Genomic DNA, 20,601 nt, shown 5'->3' with positions numbered 1-20,601 from the left:
TTATATAATTTTTTGCTTACAAAACGGATAAGCGGACTAAATTTAGAGCCGAATTTCGTTAATTTAAAATAGCGTAGTAAAATGGGCGCCAAATTTTAAACAAGGAAAGCAAAATGTGTGGAATCGTGGGCTACATAGGAAACGCCGAAAAGAAAAAAATCATAATAAACGGACTGAAAGAACTCGAGTATCGCGGATACGACAGCGCGGGCCTTGCCGTGATGGACGAGAGTGCGAATATAAAGTATTTCAAAGCGGTCGGCAAGCTGAATAATCTCGAAGAAAAGATGAAAGATTTCACTTCGCAAGGCTTTGGCGTTGCGATCGGACATACTCGCTGGGCGACGCACGGAAAGCCCACCGAGCTTAACGCGCATCCGCATTTTGGAGATTTTAGCTTCGTCGTGCATAACGGCATCATCGAAAACTACATCGAGCTAAAGGACGAGCTCGAAGCGGACGGCGTGAAATTTTTAAGCCAGACCGATACCGAAGTGATCGTGCATCTTTTTGAAAAAAATTTCAAGGCTAGTAACGACGCATTTAAGGCATATGAAGCCACAATTAAACGGCTAAAAGGCGCATACGCAACGCTTTTAATCACGAAGGCAGCACCTGGCGAAATTTTCTTTGCCAAAAACGCGGCTCCGCTGATCGTCGCAAAAAACGATAAAAACGAAATTTTCTTTAGCTCCTCGGATGCTCCGCTCATCGGGCTTGCGAATACGGCTGCGTATCTGGACGATCAAATTTACGGCGTTGCAAAGCTTGGGCAAATCGACATTTTTAAAAACTCTAAACCGCATAATTGCGCCTTTAGTGAGCTTCCGAAGGATAAAGGCTATGCGCAAAAAGATGGCTTTAGATTTTTTATGGAAAAAGAAATTTACGAGCAAGCGCAAGTTGTAACCGAAACGATGATGGGGCGTGTAATAAAGGGCGGCAAGATAAAATTTGACGAACTTGACGAGGCGCTGTTTGAGGGGATCGACGAGGTCGTGTTATGCGCCTGCGGCACGAGCTATCACGCCGCGCTCGTAAGCTCGTATCTTTTCGAGCGCATTGCTAAAATCCGCACGAAAGTAGAAGTCGCCAGCGAATTCCGCTATAAGGAGCCATTTTTGAATAAAAACGCCCTTTTTATCGTCATTTCGCAAAGCGGCGAGACCGCCGACACCTTAGAGGCGCTGCATATCGCTAAAAAAGCCGGTCTTAGAACGCTTGCGATATGCAACGTCGATAACAGCTCGATCGTGCGCATGGCGGGCAGCGTGATCCTAACCCGTGCAGGCATCGAAAAGGGTGTGGCATCTACAAAGGCTTTTGCGACGCAGGTTATGGTGCTATGGATGTTTGTGGTGTATCTTGCAAATCTGCGCGGCACCGTCTCTGCCAAAAACAACGCGAGCGAAATTTCGGCGATGCTTCATATCCCGCAAATTTTAAAGATCAAAGACGGCTTGCAGGATAAAATTTACCGCATGAGTAAGCACTATCTGCACGGACACGGCTTTTTCTTTATCGGGCGCGATATTTTCTATCCGCTCGCTCTTGAGGGCGCGCTCAAGCTCAAAGAGATCTCCTATCTGCACGCGGAAGGCTATCCAAGCGGCGAGATGAAGCACGGACCTATCGCTCTTGCCGATTCTAATCTCTTTACGGTTGCGCTGATGCCAAAGCATTTGCTCTACGAAAAAACGAAAAGCAATGTCGAAGAGCTTGCCGCGCGCGATGCGTATATTTTAGCTATCAGCCCGGAAGAGCCCGAGATCGCGGATGATTTTATCAAAACAAGCGAGCAGAGTCACGCGATGAGCGAGTTTTTTGAGATGATGATAATTTTACAAATTCTAGCTCTTGAAATCTCCGTCAGACTTGGCAATGACGTGGATATGCCGCGAAATTTAGCCAAAAGCGTCACCGTAGAATAATCGTTTTTTAAGTTCATTTTGACTAATATTTCTCATTAAAAAATCGGGGAATGTTAGTATATGAGACTTATTGGATTTATTAGAGGTGAAAATGTCATAGTCGCCACGGGCGGGGTCGAGTATAGCTACGAAATGCTAGGCGAGCGCGATCCTAGCCTAACCGACGGCGATGAGGTAAGCTTCGACACGCTAGCATCCAGCGCGATAAATATCGAGCGCGTGGACACGTCCAAATCCAAGGATCATGCGGCGCAAAAAGCGGCTTCACAGGCAAAAGAAGCCACAAAGCAAAATAACAACTGGATTTCTGATCCTAAAAATTTCATAGAGATAGACGCAGCAGAGCAGTCGTCTCCTCAAAATTCCGCCGAAAATATCGCAGAGGATAGATCCGCCGCAAAAGCAACAAAAATCTCGAAAAAATTTAAAAAATTCAAACTTCCTCGCAAAACCAAACCCGCGAGTGCAAAAAAACCGAAATTCTTTGGATTTGAGTTCGTCCAAACCGACGATCTGCGCACTACGCAAAGCGTCGAGAGTAAAATTTATACTTCATCTATCCGCAAGGAAGGGCTTAAATCCATAATCCTGCCCATAGCGCCAATAGTCATTATTTTGATATTCCGCTCGCAAATCGCAAGCATATTTCTATCTTTTTCGCAGATCGAAGCTTATGTCAATCAAGATACGGTTTATATGGTAATGGATCTGCTGATTTTCCTTAGTTTTGCGCTATTTTATCTGCTGCCGCTTAACCGCGCGATAAACCTACTCTCCATAGCGACGCACGATCAATACCCAATGCGTCAAATGGCGAATTACAACGTCTTTATCATCCTGTGCGTCATCTCTACGATCCTGCAGGATAAGAGCCTGGGGCTGGATGAGTTCGAGCAGTTTTTCATCTGCGGCGTGATCGGATTTGGGCTAATTTCGTTTTATTATAAGTTCAAGGCGTTTGCGTTTATGTTTTTCAAAACCGCAGGCTCGATCCTATTTGCCCCCGCGCTGCTTGTGGAGCTCGCGGCTATTATTTTCATCGGCATCGGCGACCGCTATACTGGCGCATCGATGAAATTTATGGAGCTTACAGGGCTATTTTTTGCGAGCACGGCATGGAGATACATCATAATCTTTATCGTTATGTCGCCACTTTATTTCCTTGGATTTTGCATGATAAGGCGGATTAAAAAATAATTTTACAAAATTTTACCGCAGATTTGGCTGCGATGAAATTCTACTATGATAGAATTCTGCTCAAAATTTCATTGCAAAATTTAGCACGAAGACAGAATTTAGTGGAAATTCGAACTTTATCAAAGTAAAATTCTACCGCATTGAAATTTTATCGCAATAAAATTCCATAATTTTAGGCGTAGATCATACCATAAAGCAATATATGTGTTTTATACGCGTAACGCACGGCTTATACAAAAATAACACCAATGCCTGCGAAATTTCGATGCAATGCCCCTTATTTGACAAAAGCCGTGGCAATTTGACATCGCGTCTGTAAAATCCTACCGCTAAATTCCATCTTTAAATCTCGCGCGCTCAGCACATATCGACGCAGAATTTTATCCACGCAATTTGGCGCGAAATTCAAAGCTAAATTTCACATCGCATTCTACGGCGAAATTCCAAGACATAACTCTATCATAATAAAATTTTGCCGAAATAAAATTCTAATCGATACGAAAGCCTAAGCGCGGATTTAAATCAAATTTAAAGTTATGGGCTCTGCACTCCGCAGCTCTTAAAATTTCACTGCCAAAATTTTGTCGCGTTTAAATTTAGCCGTCCGCGCGCCGTATTAAAATTCCGCTCGTTGCCGCCGCAGCTAAATTTAACTACCGCGCTAAATTCCGTGCCCTCGCCTGCTGAAATTTAATCTCGTGCGCCGCTTCGTGCAGCGTAGAATTCCCGCCTAAACTCGGCAAACCGCCCGTGCATGATCGCCTCTCTCATATCTGCGGCAAGGCGTAGGTAGAAGTGCAGATTGTGAATGCTCGCGAGGCGGTAAAAGCTAAGCTCGCGCGCGCGAAATAGATGATTTAGGTAGCCGCGGCTGAAGCGCTTGCACGTGTAGCAGTCGCAGTGCGGATCGATCGGATCGTGATCGCTGATAAAGCCCGCGTTTTTGATGCTGATCTTGCCGAAGCTCGTAAATAGCGTGCCGTTGCGCGCATTTCGCGTAGGCATTACGCAGTCGAACATATCCACGCCGCGAGCGACATTTTCGACGAGATCTTCAGGCGTGCCGACCCCCATCAAATAGCGCGGGCGCGCCGCATCGACGTATGGCATCATGGCCTCTACCGTGTCGTACATCAGCTCGTTTTTCTCGCCCACGCTAAGCCCTCCGATCGCAAGCCCGTCAAAGCTCATCTCGCACAGCGCTTCGGCGCAAAATTTACGCGCCTGCGGGTCGGTGCCGCCTTGGATGATACCGAAGATGTTTTGATGCGCGTGCAGGCCGCGAGATTTCATGGCCTCGTGATAATCTATCGCCTCGCGAGCCCATTTTATCGTGCGCGCGACGCTTAGATCGATACGTTTTTTAAGCCGCGATCTATCATCGCTGCTAAGCGCGCCCGGCTCGCGCGGCAGCTCCACCAAATCGTCCAAAATCATCATAATATCGGAGTTTAGCTCATACTGCGTATCCAGCACCGAGCGCGGCGTGAAATAATGCATGCTGCCGTCGATGTGGCTTTTAAATTTTATGCCGCCTTCGTCATTTTTGGTGTTTGCGCGCAAGCTGAAGGCCTGAAAGCCGCCGCTATCGGTCAGAAAGCTGCGGGGAAATTTCGTAAATCCGTGCAGCCCGCCGAACTCCGCCACTACCCGCGAGCCGGGGCGCAGATACATATGATAGGTGTTAGCAAGGATGATCTGCGCGCCTAAAAGCTGCTCTACGTCCGTCGCATCGAGCGCTTTGACCGCGCCCACGGTGCCGACCGGCATAAAAACGGGGGTGCGGATCGTGCTGTGCGCCGTGCGGATCGTGCAGGCGCGCGCCGCGCCATCTGTGGCGTCTATTTGAAAATCCATCTTGATCCTTTAAATTTAGCTTCTTGCGCGCACTCGGCGCAAAATTTTAAAAAGCGATTGTAGCGAAATTTAAATTTGCGGCAGATAAAAGCGGGTGAAAAATTTAAAGGATATTTGAGGTGTTTGCGGATTAAAATTTCGGTAGCTAGCGACCGACACAGCCGCTAAATGTAAAATTTACTGGCTCTCTTATAATTAAAATTTAATCGAATGTTGCGAATTTAGCGAGCGCGGCGGTATTAGATCACGGCGCGCTTTATATTATAAATTTAAAGATGTACCGAGATAAAATTTCACGGACTTATGAAGCAAATTTTATAGCTATAACGCTACCATTAAATTTCTCCGCACCGCATGAGTCGGCAGCGCCCTTTAAATTTGAAACTTCGCTCTTTTCATCGCGCGCGCTAGAAAATCCGCTAAATTTATGACCATTACGGCCGCACAGCTGTTTTTCGCACGGCACGCCGTCGCCGTCGCCGTCGGTATGCTGGGTGCCGCCCTCCTGAGCCCTGCCACACTCTCGCAGATACCGCGTCGCCTCTTCGCAGCTGCTAAACTGCGAGCAATAGGTCTTGGCGTTGCAATCCAGCCCCAAAGCAAGACTAGCCAATACCGAAAACAATAAAACTAATTTCATCGTCTTTCCTTAAAATTTTGATGGAATTGTATGGATAAATAGATAAATAATTAATAAAATAGTAAATTTAGCCGCAAACGGCGTAAATTTCACCGCTTACGACGTTTTATTCGGCGGCTGCGTCTAAAGAAATTTAGCGGCTTTAGAGTTTCTTTGCACTTTCAAAAGCCGCGACGCACTATACCGCTAGGCGCTTGCGCGCGCGAGGCTTTCTTTTTAGGGGCGCACTTTTTGTAGGAGCGCTTTTGCCGTCCGATAAATTTTTCAAAGCTAAATTTGCTACGGATCTCTTTCTGCCCCTGCTTTTTGCTTTTCTATTTTGCAAAAACTCGCTGTACGGCGAGCCGTAAAGGCTAGCGTGCCAGATCGCGCATCCTAGCATCACTAGGCCGGAAATTTTATGCAGTCGCGACGCGCGCGCATTCATATCTAGTGCCGTTAGAGCCGTGATGCCCATACTCACTCCCAGCGCCGTTTTAGCCACTTTGCGCTGAAAGTTTAGATCCAAAATTTTATCTTCAATGCTCAAATTTTACCCCTTTGATGGAATTCAGTAGTAGTCCTATCGTCGTGCCGTTGTGCAGCAGCGCCGTAGCTACGGGACTTAGCGCGCCGAAGGTCGCCAAAAATAAAATGATCGAATTTATCCCCACGGTGGCGTTGAAATTTCGATTTACGAGCCGCAGCGTGTCGTTGGCCAGCGCCTTTACCTGCGCGACGCCCTCGATGTCGTTTTTCAAAAGCCCGATCTGCGCGGAAGCCTTGGCGATCTCGGCGCCGTTTAGCATGCTGATGCCGATATCCGCCTTCATCAGGCTCGGCGCATCGTTTATGCCGTCGCCCACGAAGACTACCTTTCGCCCCTCGGCTTTCAGCTGTTCTAAGATTTCGGTCTTTTGCGTCGGCAACAGCTCACCGTAATAGCGATCTACGCCGAGCTTTTTGGCTACGGCGCGGGCTTTTGATTTCACGTCGCCACTTAACATGACGATCTGCTCTGCACCCAGCTCACGGAGCCTAGCTATGACGGCGCGAGCGTTTGCGCGCACCTCGTCTCTAAGCCCGATGAGCCCCAAAAGTCTGCCGTCAAATGCGATGTAAAGCAGCGCGAGCCCCTTTTGCATCGCAAGATCGATGGTCTGCTCATGCGCCGCAAACGAGATCATCTCGTCGTCTTCGAGGAAGTGGCGCGAGCCGATGATGAGCTTTTTGCCTTCGATGCTGGTCTTAACGCCGTGAGCAACGACGAATTCCACCTCGTCGTGGTGTTTGTGGATAAAGCCATGCTTTTTAGCCGCATCCACGATCGCCTCGGCTACGGGGTGAAAGTAATGCTCCTCGGCGCTCGCGGTTAAATTTAAAATATCGTTTTTGCTAAAGCGCTCGTCAAACGATATGATCTCGGCGACCTCCAGGTTGCCGTACGTAAGCGTGCCCGTCTTATCGAATACGAAGGTATCGGCGCTCGCAAGCGACTCAAGAGCCTTGGCGCCTTTGATCAAAATCCCGTTCTTGCCCGCCTTTGAAATGCTTGACTTAAAAGCAACCGGCGTAGGCAACTTAAGCGCACACGAGTAGTCCGCCTGCAGCACCGAAGCTACGCTCATAAAATTTCGATTTATCAGATAGGACACGCCCGCAAGCCCGAAGGTTACCGGCACGAGCTTGTAGGCCAGGTGGGTCGTATGCATGCCGATGCTGGAGCGCTCATTCAGCGACGCCGTGATGTAGTGCTTGATGCGCTGCGTGGAGGTGTTTTCGCCGACGTTTTCCGCCCAGATACGGATCCTGCCCTCCTCCACGATCGTGCCGCTTAGCACGCTATCGCCGCGAGATTTTTTCACCGCGACCGACTCGCCCGTCATATTGGCTTGATTTATCATCGCTTCGCCGCTTACGACGTGTCCGTCCACGGCTATAACGTCGCCCGCTCCCACGACCACGATATCGCCTACCTTTAGCTTGGAAGTTGCGATTTTGACCTCGGTCTTTTTGCCGTTTTGATCTATCTCGACCCACGCCTCGGCGATGTCCGGGCGGGCGAGCTCGCGGATCAGATCGTCGCTTTTATAAACGGTGCTTTCCTCCATGTATTCGCCAAGAGCGAGCATCGCGTTGGTGCTGTTTGCGGCAAATACGTCGCCGCGAGCGAGCGAAATCCCCACAGCAGCAGCCTCCAAGCCCTTTGAAGTAAGCCCGTGGCGAAAGCTTTCTTTAATACCCTCTTTTAAGATAGGCACGCACGCTACTATGCTAAATGAGCGCGCTAAAGGCGAAGTGCGAAAGATTAAATTTCCCCCCAACGCAAGAAGCGCTAAAATAAATTCGTTTTTGCTTGGCAAATTTTTATGGTTAGCGGGGATAATTGATTTTAGCTCGCTTAAATTTAAATCTTCAAGTTGCTTTAGAATTCCCGCCTTATTTGCACCCGCGTCAAGCCTAAGGATCAAAGAGCCGATTTTAGCGTTAAATCTAGCTTCAGTTACGCCTTCAAGCATCGCAGCAGCTTTTTGCAGCGCGCTCGTATCAAGCCCTTTAAAGCCCGCGACCTTTATGCGTAGTCTAGTTTTAGTCTCATGTAAAATTTTAAAATTTTGCATAAACTACTCTTGCATCTCTGCCTTGGCGTCTTCGAATCGCTCCTTCATCTCTTCAACGCCCATCTGAAACATCTCGGTACCCTTTGCGATGAGCTTAAAAAGCTTTTTTTGCGCGTTTTCGTCGGTGAGAAAATAGGTCGCCGCAGCCCCTAGAACGATGCCTGTGATAAATGAGTTGCTACCGAATAAGCCGTTCGCGTTTTGCCTGCTACTCATGGAATTAAAAATTCCACCGAAAGCGGAGCCTTGAGTAGAATTTACATCACTTGAGCTTTGGGCGACGGAATCTTTATTATCCGAGCCATTGTCAGAAACTGAGCCGTTAAAAGGTGCGGAATTTACCCGCTCATTTATCCATTTTGCCCAACCGCCGAGCTTATCATCGCCGGCAAAGCCGCCCGCAGAGTCGCTAGAATATTTATTGCCACCAAAATCGTAATCGTCTAGAATTTCTTTCAAATCTTTTTTTGTGATATACGGATTACTCATTGCCTACCTTAAGAATAAAATTTCTACCCGCAATGAGCGCGCCTACGCATACTGCGACGCCTGCCGCTGCGCGTAGATACTCGCCTTGTACGAGCTTATTTGCGCTGTAAATCGCGCCGCCGCCGATGATACCGCCGCTTAGCGCTATATCTAGCGCATCTCGAATCGCTTTAGACTTGCTCTTGCCTTCTTTTGCTTTAACGAGCTCTACGGCGCAACCGCCGATCGCCCCTGCTATAGCGCCGCTTAAAACGTGATCCAGCGGCGAACGCTGTGTCGTAAGTGATCTATTCATTTAGGCCTCTATTTTTCTGATTTATCGTCTGCGGACGTAAATTTAGCCGAAGAATTATCGTCCATTTTTACGATCTGCGGGATATTAAGCGGAGTAGTAGATGCTGCGGATGTCTCACCTACCGGTGTTGCGCCAGTCTTAGCGCTCGCGGTGGATTTTTTAGTTCTTTTAAATCCAGGTTTTGGTCCCGGCTTTTTTCTGGTTTTTTTTGCAGTGCTATCGCTACTTGTCGCAGCTTTTTTACCGCCAGACTTTCTTTTACTTTTTACCGCCTCAGCGACATCGTCTAGGCCTTCTTTGGCTTCCGCAAAAATTTCTTTTGATTTTTTGCTTAATTTTTCTGCTCCGCCTTTGACGCTATTTTTTAGCTCCTCGACGCTTTTACTGCTAACGATTTTATTCGCACCTTCTTTGATTTTATCTCGATTGTTATAAGCGTAAACCGCCGCACAACCAAGCGCAAAACCTGCTAGAAATGGGATCGGCATTTCATTCTCCTTGTGTTAAGATTATAAAGTCATTTTATCAACTTTACATAGATTTTGATATTATAGCGACTTTTTTAGATTTTTGCAATCCTAATTTAATTTTTCTGCAAAATTCCTTTAATTAAATTGGAAAATGCGCTATTTAAGATATTTTGCAAATCGTATTTTTGAAATATCCGCTCTAATTCCTGCGGATTTTTTAAAATTTCATTTAACAAATCAGTTAAATTCAAAGAATTTGAATCAACCTCGCATTTAGAATTTAATTCTTTTAAAATCGGCAAAATTTCATTATACGAAACCGCCTGCGCCTTATACAGCAGCTCTTTAAATTCCGCGTTCTTGCACGAATTAATTAGATCGTCATAAAACATCATAGAGCTTTTTTCTATCAAAAGTGCCGAAGCCAAAAACTCATTTAGACCTTTTGCAACCAGTGCCTCACTGCTATTTTCAGGAGGCGTAGCACCAAGCCCGCAAGAATTTGCAAAATCTAGCATCCGCTCAAGTAATCCAGCTCGTAAAGATAGAATCTCTCCTAACTTTTTATCTTGAAATTTAACTGCGCCCAGCGAATAAAACTGAAAAATTTGTGCCTCTTTTTCGAGCAAAAGAGCGATATTTGCAATTTGAGCCTCATTTAAATTCCGAGATTTATTAGAAATTCTACGCGATTTTTTGGTGCTACGCAATGCTTCTTCGCTCAAGAAATCGCCTCTATATTGGAATTTACGAGCGCTATTAGCTCAGGCGAACTGATGCCGCTTAAAAACTGCTCCCAAAGGTGCATCGGAAAAATATTTTCGTCGTAGTGAATCGTCAGCGAGCCGATTAGAGAGTTAAATTTATACTCTTTTATCCCGCGAATTGCAGCTATTTTAGCCTTCAGGCTCTCCTCGCTCACGCTATCTCGCAACTCCCTAATCTTGGGACTTACGCGGATACGGATACGACCTTTGCTGTGGCTGATTTTGCTAAAATACTTATGAAATTCCAAAATATCGTTGTGATTTATTTTCATATTTTTCCTTAAATTTGCGCCCAAATAATATCATAAATCATTTAATTCCTGCTAAATTTTGCGAATTATTTGCGTTTAGGACGGAATATTTTTATCTTATTTTCATCCGCTGTTATGTAATTTCCTCCCATTAAATCAATACAATACGGCACGGCAGGAAATACCGGCAGGAGGCACTCTTTAATCGCTTTTGGATTGCCAGGTAAGTTTATAATCAGAGATTTTTTGCGGATCGCTGCTATCTGGCGCGATAAAATTGCCGTAGGCACGATCTTTTGGCTTTCTGCGCGCATTAGTTCGCCAAAGCCTGGCATTAATTTCTCACTTACCGCCTCGGTCGCTTCAGGCGTTACATCGCGTGGAGCAGGACCCGTACCGCCCGTGGTTAGCACCAAATCACAACCCGCTTCGTCGCAAAGATAAATCAGCTTATCTTTGATCAGCTCTAGCTCATCTGGAACTATTTCATAAAAATACTGCTTCTCACAAGTTAGCCAATCATCCATCACGGCAATTATTTCTTTGCCTCCTAAATCCTCGTAAACGCCACCGCTAGCGCGATCACTTATCGTTAAAACACCTATTTTTACCATTTTCCTCTCCTTTATTGGAATTTTAAAATTTAATCGAAATTTAGCGTGCCGTCTTGCGGCTTTTCTTCAGAGCTTTCGCTATCTTTTTCTGACTTTTGTAAATCCTGCTCCTGCGCAGAAGCGCCCTCTTGCTCCACACCATCAGATTCGCAGATCTTTTGAACATCCTCGAAAGTTATGAACTCATAGACGAAAATTTGCTTTGAAATTTGATTTAGCTTATCCTGCATCGTGCGGATTATCTCGCTTACCTCGTCGTAGCAATCTTGCAAAATTTTATTCACGCTCTGCGCGCTAGGGGTAAAGCTATCGCCCATCGCGAGCTCAAAAACCATCTTTTGCGCCAGCGCGATAGCCTGTTTTACGTCTCTAGCAGAATTTGAAAAAGCGTCGTTTTTATGGATCTGTAGCGCTGCCATGCCGCTTAAAAGCACTTTAATTTGATTTAAAATTTGCGTTTTGGATTCGATCTCGAAATCCTCGTTTAAAAATTTATCGTTTAAAAGCTCGATCTTTTCGAAATCAAACGAATACCAATACGCGCTAAGCGCCTTTGCGCCCTGATAGAACGCCTGGATCTCCTTTTCGTATTCGGTTAGAATTCTACTTTTTTGCACGCCGTAAAAGACCCTCATTCGCACGTTTTCAAAATCGCTAAGCTCGATCGTATCGCTGCCGCGCTTAAGAGCGTTGATCGCGGCTTCATTTACCAGCGTCGCTACCCCCGCGCCGCTAAAGCCCACGCAGAGGCGGCTTACTTTGTTGATATTCGCGCTGCATCTTTTACCCTCGAGATAAATTTTTAAAATTTCAATGCGGTCTTTGTAGTTCGGAAGCCCGATGAAAACGCGCCTATCAAAGCGCCCCGAGCGCAATAGCGCGTCGTCGATCAAATTTATTTTATTGGTTGCGCCGATTACCATCACGCCGCTATTTTCCTCAAATCCGTCCATCTCGGTCAGCAGCTGATTTAGCGTCGCTTCTCGCTCGTCGTTGCGCCCGATACCGCGCTTGCCGCCGACCGCGTCGATCTCGTCGATAAAAATAATCGCGGGCGCGCAGGATTTAGCCTTAGCAAACAGCTCGCGAACCCGCCTAGCGCCGACGCCCACAAAGACCTCGGCGAAGCTTGCGCCGCTTTGGTAAAAAAACGGCACGTCCGCCTCGCCGGCTACGGCTTTTGCGATAAGCGTTTTACCGACGCCCGGCTCGCCGATCATTAAAATTCCTTTCGGCAGCTTGATGCCGAAATTTCTGTATTTTGCAGGATTTTTTAAAAAATCCACGATTTCGATTAGTTCGTCCTTAACCTCGCTGATGCCCGCGACGTCGCTAAATCTCACGTCGCTAACGCTTGGCGAAAGATCACCGAGATCGCCGCCCGAGCTAGCGCTCTGACGCGCGGCGCCGTCCATCTTGCGGCGTCTAGCCAAAACGGTTTCAAAATAATATACGAAGAGAAAAAATGCGAACGTAAAAATTACCAAAATCGCGCTGATACCGCCGCTTTCGCTATCCTCTTCCTTCGTAATCAAAGCGTGGTTGGACAGCTCTTTTAAATTAACGATATCGGTTAAAATTTTATAGCGTTTGCCGTCATAGGTAAAATTTAAATTGCCGTCCTCGATATGCGCGCGTTTGATCTGATCTGCGCGGACTAGCTCGCTAAATTCGCGCTCGGTGATGTATCGCGAATCGTCTTTAAAATAAACGATCGAGAGCAAAACGATAAGCAACACTAAAAAAATCAGAATTATATTTAGCTTGCTTTTTTTGATTTTATGCAAAATTTCCATCAAATTTAACCTCATAATCTCTTATCTCCATCCATTTTTTCGACAAATCCTCATCGCTTTCGATCCAAATTTTATCATAAAATTGATCATATCCTTCATAAAACTCTCCGTTTTTCCGCTCGATCAGCACATTTAGCGGCACCTTGTGCGAAAGACGAAATTTATAATTATTCAGCGCCGTTATGTTTTGTAGCATCTTTAGCCGTGCCTTCGCCGTTTTACCGTCTATGCGGCCTTTTAGCGACGCCGAGGCGGTGCCTTGCCGCGGCGAAAAGATAAAGGCGTGCAGGTGCGTGAGCGGGAATTTTTTGAAATTTTCTACCGCTTCGAGCCAAATTTCTTCGCTCTCGCCCGGATGCGCGACGATAAAGTCCGTCCCCAGCGCAAACCCGCGCTCCGCAAGCTCGCAAAAAAGCTCCAAATCCCTTAGCGCGGAATTTCGGCGGCGCATTATACTAAGCATCTTTTGCGAAGTGTGCTGAAGCGCAATGTGCAGATGCCGCTCCAGCCACGGCTCGGATAAAATTTCGCGAAAGCTCGCATCTATCTGCGAGGGCTCGATACTGCCTAGGCGGATACGGCGAATTCCGCGAATCGCGCCCAGCTTTTGAAGCAGCGCGCCCAGGCTCGTGCCTGCGGTCTTGCCGTAGCTTCCGATATTGGTGCCGGTTAGCACGATCTCGCTAAAGCCGTTTGCGGCAAGGCTCGCCGCCTCTTTTAAGATCGCGTCTTCAGAGCTGCTTCGCGAGCGGCCGCGCACGGAGGGGATTATGCAGTAGCTGCAGTTAAAATCGCACCCCTCCTGAATTTTAATAAAGGCCTTGGTGTGATCCTCGTAGTCGCTTACTAAATTTTTTTCGACACTACTTAAATCGCCGATATCGTAAAATTTTGACTCCGAGCCCAAAAACTCGTCGATTTTTTCCTTTTGCGACATCCCGAATACGCCGAAGACCGCGCCGTTTTTATACAGCTCCTCGCCGCGCGATACCGCGCCGCAGCCGGTTAGCAATATCTTTTTACCAAGGCGGTTCATCTTATTTACGTAGTTTCGCACGTCTGCGTCGGCGCCGTTCGTAACGGTGCAGGAGTTTATCACGACGACGTCCGCGCCCTGCTCGTCGTGCGTGATCTCGCCCGATTTGAGGTTGCTTTTGATAAGCTGAGTGTCGTAGATATTGGTGCGGCATCCAAACGTTTTAAAATAAATTTTCAAATTTCGCTCCCGAATCCGCTTCCTGTGGCAAAGCCCGCGCCCTGCGCCACTGCGTTTAAATTTTGCGAGCCTTGCTGCTCCGAGCCGAGATCTTGCGCCGCAAAATTTCCGCCCGCAGCCGCATAATTTTTGCCGTTAAAAAGCGTGTAAGCAGGATAGGCGATCTTGATGTCGGGCTCGCTTCTTAGCGCGTCTAAAATTTCAGCCGAGATGTTGCTGCGAAGCCCGAGCGTCGCGTAAGAGTTCGTCATATACCAAACCGAAATTTCAATGCCGTATGGCTCAAAAAAGCTGAAAATTCTAGGCTCGACGTTTGGATTTTTGATGCTGTATTGCGAGCGCAGCTTGCCCATCTGCTTTTTGGCGATGTCAGTGTAGCCTTTGGAATACTTCCGCACGATGTTTTTTATGAGATACATCGCCTTTTTATGGTTGCTATCAAATGTTAAAAGTATGCTAATACCGTCCCAGACGGTCTTAAGCCCGCTATGGGTGTAGTTTGAGATAAGATCGGTAAAAATATAATTATTCGGTATGAAAATTACCCTGCCCGCGCGTTTATTTTCTCTCCACGTAGTCATAGTAACGTCCTCAAAAATCGTCATCCTAAGTACCGAAATATCGATAATATCGCCTACGTAGGTCTCGCCGTTTTTATGCACTCTGATGCGATCGCCCACGCGAAAGCTGCCGCCAAGCACGATCGTAAGCCAGCCTAAGGAGCTCATAAACATATCTTTCATCGCAATCGCAAGACCTGCCGAGGCAAAGCCCAGAACCGTCACGAAATGCGTCATATTCTCGATGTAAGAAAAGAGCAGTATCAGCGCAATCAGCGTGAAATTTAAAACATTGATAGCTTTATTTACGATATAAAAATTCTCGTCGTTTTTGATATATTTTTTCGCCACTACCTTGCATAAAAACGACAGCGCAATGACTACGAGTATCCATACGGCGATGTTTCCCGCGCGCTTGATCTGCGCTTTTATATCGGCGGTCTGCACGGCGATTTGGGAGTTGATCTTTTTTTCATAAACGTCGTATGTGGTCTGTGCGATCTCGTATGCGGAGCTAAACTCGCTAAGCTCGTAATCTAAGCTTTTAAGCTCCGCCACGGCGCTTGCGTCCGTATCAATCTGCATCAAACGCTCATATAGCGCCCTTTTTGCTTCAAGTTTATCGATTAAAGCTTTAATATTTTCGATGGCGTTTTTCTGCTCCATCTTTTGAGCTTGCAAATTTCTAATCGTAGAAAAACCTGAAATTATCGAAAAAGGATTTGTAATGCGCGCAGGCTCTGGAGTTTCAGGCATCGCGATGATATCTAAAAACGGAGATTTTTCATACTCTTTTAGCAGTATGAGCTGCTCTTTTACGGCGCGAAGTCTTTTTTGAATCTCTGCGATCTTATCGGTGCCGGCGCTCTTTTTTAGCTCCGCTTCGAGCTGGCTGGATTGCTTTTGTAAATTTTGATAGCCGATGAAATTTGAAAAGCGCGAAATCCAGATATTATTTTTGATCTCATCGTCAATAACACGGATCTGATCTTTTAGCGACGCGGATAGCTTGGAATTTTCATCTTTCTTCTCACTAGCGGCAGAGCTAGCGTTAGATTCTAAGCGCGTATGCGCGGCGGAGAGCGTAGAATTTGCCTCGCAAAATGCAAGATTAAAAATCAAAAAAATAGCTGCAAGCGCTCTCATTCAAACTCTTTCAGCGCTGCGATTACTTCATCTTTTGCGATCTCTTTGGAAGCGTAGAATTTACCAATGCCGTCGGGCAGGATAAATTTTATCTTGCCGTTTTCGCTCTTTTTATCGAGAAAAAACAGCTCGTAAAATTCCGCCGCATCCTCTACGTGGAATTTTATCGGAAGCGCGAATTTTTGAAGCACTTTACGGATCTGCTCCTCCTCAAGCTCGTTTAATTTATCAAGACGGCGTGCTAGCGCATTTGCCATCACCATGCCGATCGCCACAGCCTCGCCGTGCAAAAATTTTTTATAATTAGTAATTTTTTCGATAGCGTGAGCGAAGGTGTGTCCGTAGTTTAACACCGCACGCACGCCACTTTCGCACTCGTCTCGCTCTACGACGTCCGCTTTAATCTCCACGCAGCGCGCGATTACGTGCGAAATTTCATCGGCGCTTTTTAGATCGTGCGTCTCGAAAAATTTAAATAGTTCGACATCAAAGCATACAGCCATCTTTACCGCCTCCGCAACGCCTGCGGCAAACTCTCGCGCAGGAAGTGTCGATAAAAATTTGCTCTCGCAATAAACCGCGCGCGGCTGATAAAATGAGCCGATTAAATTTTTGCCGAAGCGATTATTCACGCCCGTCTTGCCGCCGACGCTTGCGTCCACTTGCGCTAACAAGGTCGTAGGTATATTGATAAAATCGATGCCGCGTTCATAAATGCTCGCGCAAAAGCCCGTTATATCGCTAATGACACCACCGCCAAGGGCGATGAGCGTGCTTTTGCGATCAAGCTTGGAACTAAAAAGCTGCTCTAAAATTTGCTCCACGCTCGCGGTATTTTTATACTCCTCGCCGTCTGGGATCGTGATGATAAATTTTTGCTCGCAATCTAGCCGCTGCAGTAAGAAATCAAGCCACAGCCCCCCTACTTTGGGATTTGTGATGATCGCTACCTTGCCTTTGAGTTTGATCTCTTGCAATTCGTCGATAAAAACGCTGTATTTTTTACCTAAATTAAGATCGATTTTCATACGCTAGCCTTTGATTTTTGGGTAATTGTAACATAAATTTCGATTACTTTTCATACCCGTAATCGCTCGGAACGAAAATTTGATGATTTTTGCCTAGCTTGAAATACATCCGGTCTAAATCCTGATTGAAAATCGATGTGAGCTTGCGCGCCAAAATTCTATCATTAAATGGCACGAACTGCAGCAGATCTCGCTCGCTGCCTAACGCTAAAATCGGATTTTGTCGCTCGCAAGGAATCACGAATAAACTTTGCTTAAAAAGCTTCGATAAGCTCACGTAGCTTTGCGCAAACTCGCCCTTTTCGCTCTCGCCGAAAAGATACAAATACACGTCTAGCCCTAGCTGCGAGCTGATGTCAAAGACGATGCTTGATTCCTCGCGAAGCCGCTCGCCGGCACTTAGCACGACACTTTTACGCACATCTTTTAGCTCGCCCTCTCCAAGGCTTAGCACCGGAATTTCAAGCGCTTTAAGTGCTGCTTTTTTAGCCTCGAAAACTCCGCTTGAGCAAACTACCAAGCCTGCTTTATTTTCGCTCACGTCGCGCTTTAAATTTAGCTCGCCCGAGTAATCGATGAGAATTTCAAATTTATCTCGCTCACACAGAGCTTTAAGCTCGCCAAAAGCGTCGTTTAGCAAAGGATTTAAAATTCGCAGATAAATTTTATGATTTCTAATATGCAAATCCAAAAACTCAAGTGCCCTAACCGTCCTAGCTATCTCGTCGCCGCTCATTTTTTTCATATCGATTAGCGCGAAAATATTTAGCCCAAACGGCGATGGAAATTGCCCGCTTTGCTTTTTTACTTCAGCAAACACCGCTCGCAGCGCACTAGGCTCACCCACGACTAAGATCGTATCATTCGGATAGATCCGCGAGCTGGGCGTCGTTACGATGTAATTGTTGTGGCGGTAGATCATCGGAATTTGATATTTGGCATTAGAAAGCGTGCTGATTTTTTTATACGCGAACGAGCTTCCTACAGGCACTTTTACCTCCATTATCTCTCCGCGCCCAAGCCCGATGTTATCAGCAAAAACGGGGCTATCGGGCAAAAAGCCAATGAAGCGCGAAGAATTTAGCGCAAGGGTATTTACGATTTTTACGTGAGCTTCATTTTTATTTTCGCGCAAAAGCCCCCAAAAATCGGCCACGTAAAGCTCTAAATCCGGAGCGAGCGTCTTTAAATTTTCAAGCGTTACTTTAGTGTCAAATTCATCCTCCATTATCACTATGCAGCGGTCAAATTCCTCTCCTACTAGCACCACGCGCAGCCGCTCAATGCTAGTAGGATCAAAAATTTCTACCGAAAAATTTGACTCGTTTTCAAGCTCTGAGGGCATGGCATCCGTATTTTTAGCTATGACGCGATATGATCTGATGACATCTTTGATTTTACAAACTTTGGATAAAAAATGGCGCGCAAACTTTCCGTTTGCGATGATTAAAACTTGTTTCATTGCTCTCCGTTTCGTGTTTTGCAAAGATTATAACCAAAAACGGCTAAATTTTAAACCGCGCGCGGATAAATTTTGCGAGCAAGCCGAGGCGCGGCGACTTAAAATTTTTAAATATATCGGCAAAGTCATAGCTCTTTTTAAGCATATAAACGAGATAAGGTCGCTTATCAAATCTCCCGACTATTGCTAGGACTCGCATAAAAAGAGCGGATTAAATTCTGCTCTGCAGCGATCTAGCGAAAAAAATTTATAGAATTTTAAAAAGCACGTAACCACACAGATGCCGCTGCACTTTCGATAAGGAAATTTTACCGCTATCTGAGGCTTGCTAATTACGCGGCATCGTCTGATTCTTATACGTATCTTTAAAATTTTAAAATTTTACGTAGCATAGCAACTCAAAGGCCTCCGTCCGCGATGACGTCAGCTTTATAATTTTGCAATGACGCTCGCGGTCTCTTTCAAAATTAAGATAGCGAATTTTGAAATTTTAACTGCGGTCTCTATGAGGGCTTTTGGCTCACGGAATTTCTCTGCCATTAGTTTGTAGAGCTCCGATCCTCGTCGCACCATTTCACGCAATCTAGTTTTAAAAATCTTTATTTAATAACCCAAGACTGCTTAGCTCAACCGCCGAAAAACAAGCAAAAAATCAAGCGCAGGCTTTAGGTAAAATTTGCGCGGAATTCAAAATATTTTAAAATTTGAGAATTTGTAGAATTAAAATTTAAAGATAAATTTGACCGAGTGGATCGGTCAAATTTGATTAAATTTTAGCGCTAAGCGCGCAAAAAGGGGATTAGTTATAAGCCTTGATCGCTTTGTCTAGGATTTTCTCGGCCTCGGCGGCGCCTGCGAAATCCTTTACTTTGACCCATTTATTCGGCTCTAAAAGCTTGTAGGTTTCGAAGAAATTTTTGATCTTATCCAGCGTCGCTTTAGGCAGATCGGCGACCCCTTTGATGCCGTCATATCGCGGATCGATCTTGCTAACCGGCACGGCAAGCAGCTTCTCGTCCATGCCGCTTTCGTCCTCCATCATCAAAACGCCGATTAGGCGGCACGGGATCACGCTACCGGCGGCAAGCGGGTATTCGTTTAGCACCAAAACATCCGCAGGATCGCCGTCGTCAGCCAAGGTATTGGGCACGAAGCCGTAATTTGCGGGATAAAACATCGCGCCGTATAGCACGCGATCTACGCAGAGCGCGCCGCTTGCTTTGTCGATCTCGTATTTGATATTCGAGCCGTAAGGGATCTCGATCACTGCGTTGATTTTATCGGGGTTTGAGCCCACTTTTATCTTTGAAAGATCCATAGTTTTCCTTTATTTAGAATTTAAAATTTTGATATTTTTCACGTCTATCGTCGTTTTTGTAAAATCCTTGTCGATCTCGCCGCTAATTCGCACGAGCGTATTTTCATCCACGCTCACGCCGCGCCAAACGTCATCGTCGATCTCAACCTCGATGCTATCGCCGTTTTGATCCACAAATCTATAATGTTCATGTCTGAGTTGAGATTTTATCCTGCCGTCGATTACGACAAAAGAATCATCTCTTAATTTAAGCGCTTCTTTGACGCTTGACGGTTGAGTTTGCGCCGCGGAGCCGCTTGCCACAAACCCGCCAGCGCCGAATGCAGCCGCGCACAAAGCCATACTAATTAAAAATTTTCTAACCATATCTATCCTTAAATTTTAATCTCTGCGTTCGCAAACAGATCCGAAATTTCATTAAATTTAAAACCCGCTTGCGTTTGACGATCGCATTTAAATTTACACAGCGAGCTATTTAAATTTACGCTTAAAATTTGACTATAGCGCGACAGCGGGCTATAAATTTAAAAATGCGCTCGCACAGAGGCGCGTTAAATTTAAGCGCGATCTGCGCCGCTTGCGGTATGAAAAAGAAGCCAAAGGCACTTAAAATTCAAGCCGCCATCCAAGCGCGCTAGCCTAATTTTTCGATCTGCGCGGCGATTATAGCGTTTATGTCCGCTACGATCTCCTCGACTGTGCGCTCGCCGTTTACGCTGTAAAATACGCCCGCGTCGCCGTAAAATTTACGGATATCCTCGATCGGCTCTGAAAATACCGCCATGCGGTTTTTAAAGACCTCCTCGTTATCGTCCGCTCCGCGAGCGCGTCCTAAAACACGTTCCTTGGCGACCTCCTCGCTAACGCATACCTCGATTACCGCGCTAAGATTTACATCATCGTCTCCTCGCAGCACCTCGTCTAGTTTGCTCATCTGCTCGTCGCTTCTTGGATAGCCGTCGAT

Annotated in this window: 20 protein-coding genes; 2 read left to right on the top strand and 18 right to left on the bottom strand. The window is 46.2% G+C overall.

The genetic code is table 11. The features are described 5' to 3' along the window. The first annotated feature begins 113 nt into the window (after nucleotides 1–113). Both glmS and Q0340_RS01145 read left to right on the top strand, forming a co-directional pair. Entirely contained in the window at nucleotides 114–1,931 is a 1,818-nt protein-coding gene (gene glmS / locus Q0340_RS01150; RefSeq protein WP_298081816.1) for a glutamine--fructose-6-phosphate transaminase (isomerizing), read from the top strand. 60 nt (nucleotides 1,932–1,991) lie between these two features. Beyond that, complete coding sequence (locus Q0340_RS01145) at nucleotides 1,992–3,128, top strand: hypothetical protein (protein WP_298081815.1); 1,137 nt, start codon at nucleotides 1,992–1,994, stop codon at nucleotides 3,126–3,128. Nucleotides 3,129–3,818: 690 nt separating this feature from the next. Here Q0340_RS01145 and tgt read toward each other — a convergent pair. The 18 genes from tgt to Q0340_RS01055 all read right to left on the bottom strand — a co-directional run. Then, nucleotides 3,819–4,985 (bottom strand): tRNA guanosine(34) transglycosylase Tgt, encoded by a 1,167-nt coding sequence (tgt, locus tag Q0340_RS01140; RefSeq protein ID WP_298081814.1) that lies wholly within the window; start codon nucleotides 4,983–4,985, stop codon nucleotides 3,819–3,821. A 301-nt stretch (nucleotides 4,986–5,286) separates the two neighbouring features. Then, nucleotides 5,287–5,625 carry an excalibur calcium-binding domain-containing protein gene (locus tag Q0340_RS01135; RefSeq protein ID WP_177386691.1) on the bottom strand — a complete coding sequence of 113 codons (339 nt, stop codon included), beginning with the start codon at nucleotides 5,623–5,625 and terminating at the stop codon, nucleotides 5,287–5,289. Nucleotides 5,626–5,803: 178 nt separating this feature from the next. Beyond that, nucleotides 5,804–6,154, bottom strand: a complete 351-nt coding sequence (locus Q0340_RS01130) for a hypothetical protein (protein WP_298081813.1) — start codon at nucleotides 6,152–6,154, stop codon at nucleotides 5,804–5,806. Beyond that, on the bottom strand, nucleotides 6,144–8,225 hold the full coding sequence (locus tag Q0340_RS01125; RefSeq protein ID WP_298081812.1) for a heavy metal translocating P-type ATPase: 2,082 nt from the start codon (nucleotides 8,223–8,225) through the stop codon (nucleotides 6,144–6,146). Before Q0340_RS01125 ends, Q0340_RS01130 begins: the two co-directional genes overlap by 11 nt. A gap of 3 nt (nucleotides 8,226–8,228) precedes the next feature. Beyond that, nucleotides 8,229–8,714 (bottom strand): hypothetical protein, encoded by a 486-nt coding sequence (locus tag Q0340_RS01120; RefSeq protein WP_298081811.1) that lies wholly within the window; start codon nucleotides 8,712–8,714, stop codon nucleotides 8,229–8,231. Next, nucleotides 8,707–9,009 carry a Cys/Met metabolism pyridoxal-phosphate-dependent enzyme gene (locus tag Q0340_RS01115; protein ID WP_177386687.1) on the bottom strand — a complete coding sequence of 101 codons (303 nt, stop codon included), beginning with the start codon at nucleotides 9,007–9,009 and terminating at the stop codon, nucleotides 8,707–8,709. Before Q0340_RS01115 ends, Q0340_RS01120 begins: the two co-directional genes overlap by 8 nt. A gap of 8 nt (nucleotides 9,010–9,017) precedes the next feature. Further along, nucleotides 9,018–9,497: a hypothetical protein gene (locus tag Q0340_RS01110; protein WP_298081810.1), complete on the bottom strand. Its 480-nt coding sequence runs from the start codon at nucleotides 9,495–9,497 to the stop codon at nucleotides 9,018–9,020. A gap of 95 nt (nucleotides 9,498–9,592) precedes the next feature. Beyond that, entirely contained in the window at nucleotides 9,593–10,204 is a 612-nt protein-coding gene (locus Q0340_RS01105) for a hypothetical protein (RefSeq protein WP_298081809.1), read from the bottom strand. Continuing rightward, entirely contained in the window at nucleotides 10,201–10,518 is a 318-nt protein-coding gene (locus tag Q0340_RS01100) for an HMA2 domain-containing protein (protein ID WP_177386684.1), read from the bottom strand. Before Q0340_RS01100 ends, Q0340_RS01105 begins: the two co-directional genes overlap by 4 nt. 65 nt (nucleotides 10,519–10,583) lie before the next feature. Further along, nucleotides 10,584–11,111: a molybdopterin adenylyltransferase gene (gene mog / locus Q0340_RS01095; RefSeq protein ID WP_005871651.1), complete on the bottom strand. Its 528-nt coding sequence runs from the start codon at nucleotides 11,109–11,111 to the stop codon at nucleotides 10,584–10,586. A 29-nt stretch (nucleotides 11,112–11,140) separates the two neighbouring features. Continuing rightward, the gene (locus tag Q0340_RS01090; protein WP_298081808.1) at nucleotides 11,141–12,922 is read right to left on the bottom strand and encodes an AAA family ATPase; all 1,782 of its coding nucleotides are present in this window, start codon (nucleotides 12,920–12,922) and stop codon (nucleotides 11,141–11,143) included. Further along, complete coding sequence (gene mtaB / locus Q0340_RS01085) at nucleotides 12,891–14,123, bottom strand: tRNA (N(6)-L-threonylcarbamoyladenosine(37)-C(2))-methylthiotransferase MtaB (protein ID WP_298081807.1); 1,233 nt, start codon at nucleotides 14,121–14,123, stop codon at nucleotides 12,891–12,893. Before mtaB ends, Q0340_RS01090 begins: the two co-directional genes overlap by 32 nt. Beyond that, entirely contained in the window at nucleotides 14,120–15,829 is a 1,710-nt protein-coding gene (locus Q0340_RS01080) for a mechanosensitive ion channel family protein (protein ID WP_298081806.1), read from the bottom strand. The genes mtaB and Q0340_RS01080 overlap by 4 nt, the downstream gene beginning before the upstream one ends. Beyond that, nucleotides 15,826–16,857 (bottom strand): 3-dehydroquinate synthase, encoded by a 1,032-nt coding sequence (gene aroB / locus Q0340_RS01075; RefSeq protein ID WP_298081805.1) that lies wholly within the window; start codon nucleotides 16,855–16,857, stop codon nucleotides 15,826–15,828. Before aroB ends, Q0340_RS01080 begins: the two co-directional genes overlap by 4 nt. A 43-nt stretch (nucleotides 16,858–16,900) precedes the next feature. Then, complete coding sequence (locus Q0340_RS01070; RefSeq protein ID WP_298081804.1) at nucleotides 16,901–18,319, bottom strand: TrkA C-terminal domain-containing protein; 1,419 nt, start codon at nucleotides 18,317–18,319, stop codon at nucleotides 16,901–16,903. A gap of 799 nt (nucleotides 18,320–19,118) precedes the next feature. After that, nucleotides 19,119–19,637: an inorganic diphosphatase gene (ppa, locus tag Q0340_RS01065; protein ID WP_298081803.1), complete on the bottom strand. Its 519-nt coding sequence runs from the start codon at nucleotides 19,635–19,637 to the stop codon at nucleotides 19,119–19,121. A gap of 9 nt (nucleotides 19,638–19,646) precedes the next feature. Then, nucleotides 19,647–20,003: a NirD/YgiW/YdeI family stress tolerance protein gene (locus Q0340_RS01060; RefSeq protein ID WP_298081802.1), complete on the bottom strand. Its 357-nt coding sequence runs from the start codon at nucleotides 20,001–20,003 to the stop codon at nucleotides 19,647–19,649. Between the two features lie 268 nt (nucleotides 20,004–20,271). Further along, nucleotides 20,272–20,601, bottom strand: a 330-nt coding sequence (locus tag Q0340_RS01055) for an adenylate kinase (RefSeq protein ID WP_298081801.1), incomplete at its 5' end; no start/stop codon positions are given.

Origin of the sequence: uncultured Campylobacter sp. (assembly GCF_938045595.1) — a bacterium.
Lineage (GTDB): Bacteria > Campylobacterota > Campylobacteria > Campylobacterales > Campylobacteraceae > Campylobacter_B.
This window is presented reverse-complemented; position numbering and strand designations above follow the sequence as displayed.

What these genes read in the sequence shown, in the direction of transcription:
- Q0340_RS01100 (WP_177386684.1), bottom strand. Translation starts at nt 10,518, where the DNA reads ATGAAAATAAATCACAACGATATTTTGGAATTTCATAAGTATTTTAGC.
- Q0340_RS01080 (WP_298081806.1), bottom strand. Translation starts at nt 15,829, where the DNA reads ATGAGAGCGCTTGCAGCTATTTTTTTGATTTTTAATCTTGCATTTTGC.
- Q0340_RS01125 (WP_298081812.1), bottom strand. Translation starts at nt 8,225, where the DNA reads ATGCAAAATTTTAAAATTTTACATGAGACTAAAACTAGACTACGCATA.
- Q0340_RS01120 (WP_298081811.1), bottom strand. Translation starts at nt 8,714, where the DNA reads ATGAGTAATCCGTATATCACAAAAAAAGATTTGAAAGAAATTCTAGAC.
- Q0340_RS01135 (WP_177386691.1), bottom strand. Translation starts at nt 5,625, where the DNA reads ATGAAATTAGTTTTATTGTTTTCGGTATTGGCTAGTCTTGCTTTGGGG.
- Q0340_RS01145 (WP_298081815.1), top strand. Translation starts at nt 1,992, where the DNA reads ATGAGACTTATTGGATTTATTAGAGGTGAAAATGTCATAGTCGCCACG.
- Q0340_RS01060 (WP_298081802.1), bottom strand. Translation starts at nt 20,003, where the DNA reads ATGGTTAGAAAATTTTTAATTAGTATGGCTTTGTGCGCGGCTGCATTC.
- tgt (WP_298081814.1), bottom strand. Translation starts at nt 4,985, where the DNA reads ATGGATTTTCAAATAGACGCCACAGATGGCGCGGCGCGCGCCTGCACG.
- Q0340_RS01110 (WP_298081810.1), bottom strand. Translation starts at nt 9,497, where the DNA reads ATGCCGATCCCATTTCTAGCAGGTTTTGCGCTTGGTTGTGCGGCGGTT.
- Q0340_RS01070 (WP_298081804.1), bottom strand. Translation starts at nt 18,319, where the DNA reads ATGAAACAAGTTTTAATCATCGCAAACGGAAAGTTTGCGCGCCATTTT.
- Q0340_RS01090 (WP_298081808.1), bottom strand. Translation starts at nt 12,922, where the DNA reads ATGAGGTTAAATTTGATGGAAATTTTGCATAAAATCAAAAAAAGCAAG.
- aroB (WP_298081805.1), bottom strand. Translation starts at nt 16,857, where the DNA reads ATGAAAATCGATCTTAATTTAGGTAAAAAATACAGCGTTTTTATCGAC.
- ppa (WP_298081803.1), bottom strand. Translation starts at nt 19,637, where the DNA reads ATGGATCTTTCAAAGATAAAAGTGGGCTCAAACCCCGATAAAATCAAC.
- glmS (WP_298081816.1), top strand. Translation starts at nt 114, where the DNA reads ATGTGTGGAATCGTGGGCTACATAGGAAACGCCGAAAAGAAAAAAATC.
- mog (WP_005871651.1), bottom strand. Translation starts at nt 11,111, where the DNA reads ATGGTAAAAATAGGTGTTTTAACGATAAGTGATCGCGCTAGCGGTGGC.
- Q0340_RS01115 (WP_177386687.1), bottom strand. Translation starts at nt 9,009, where the DNA reads ATGAATAGATCACTTACGACACAGCGTTCGCCGCTGGATCACGTTTTA.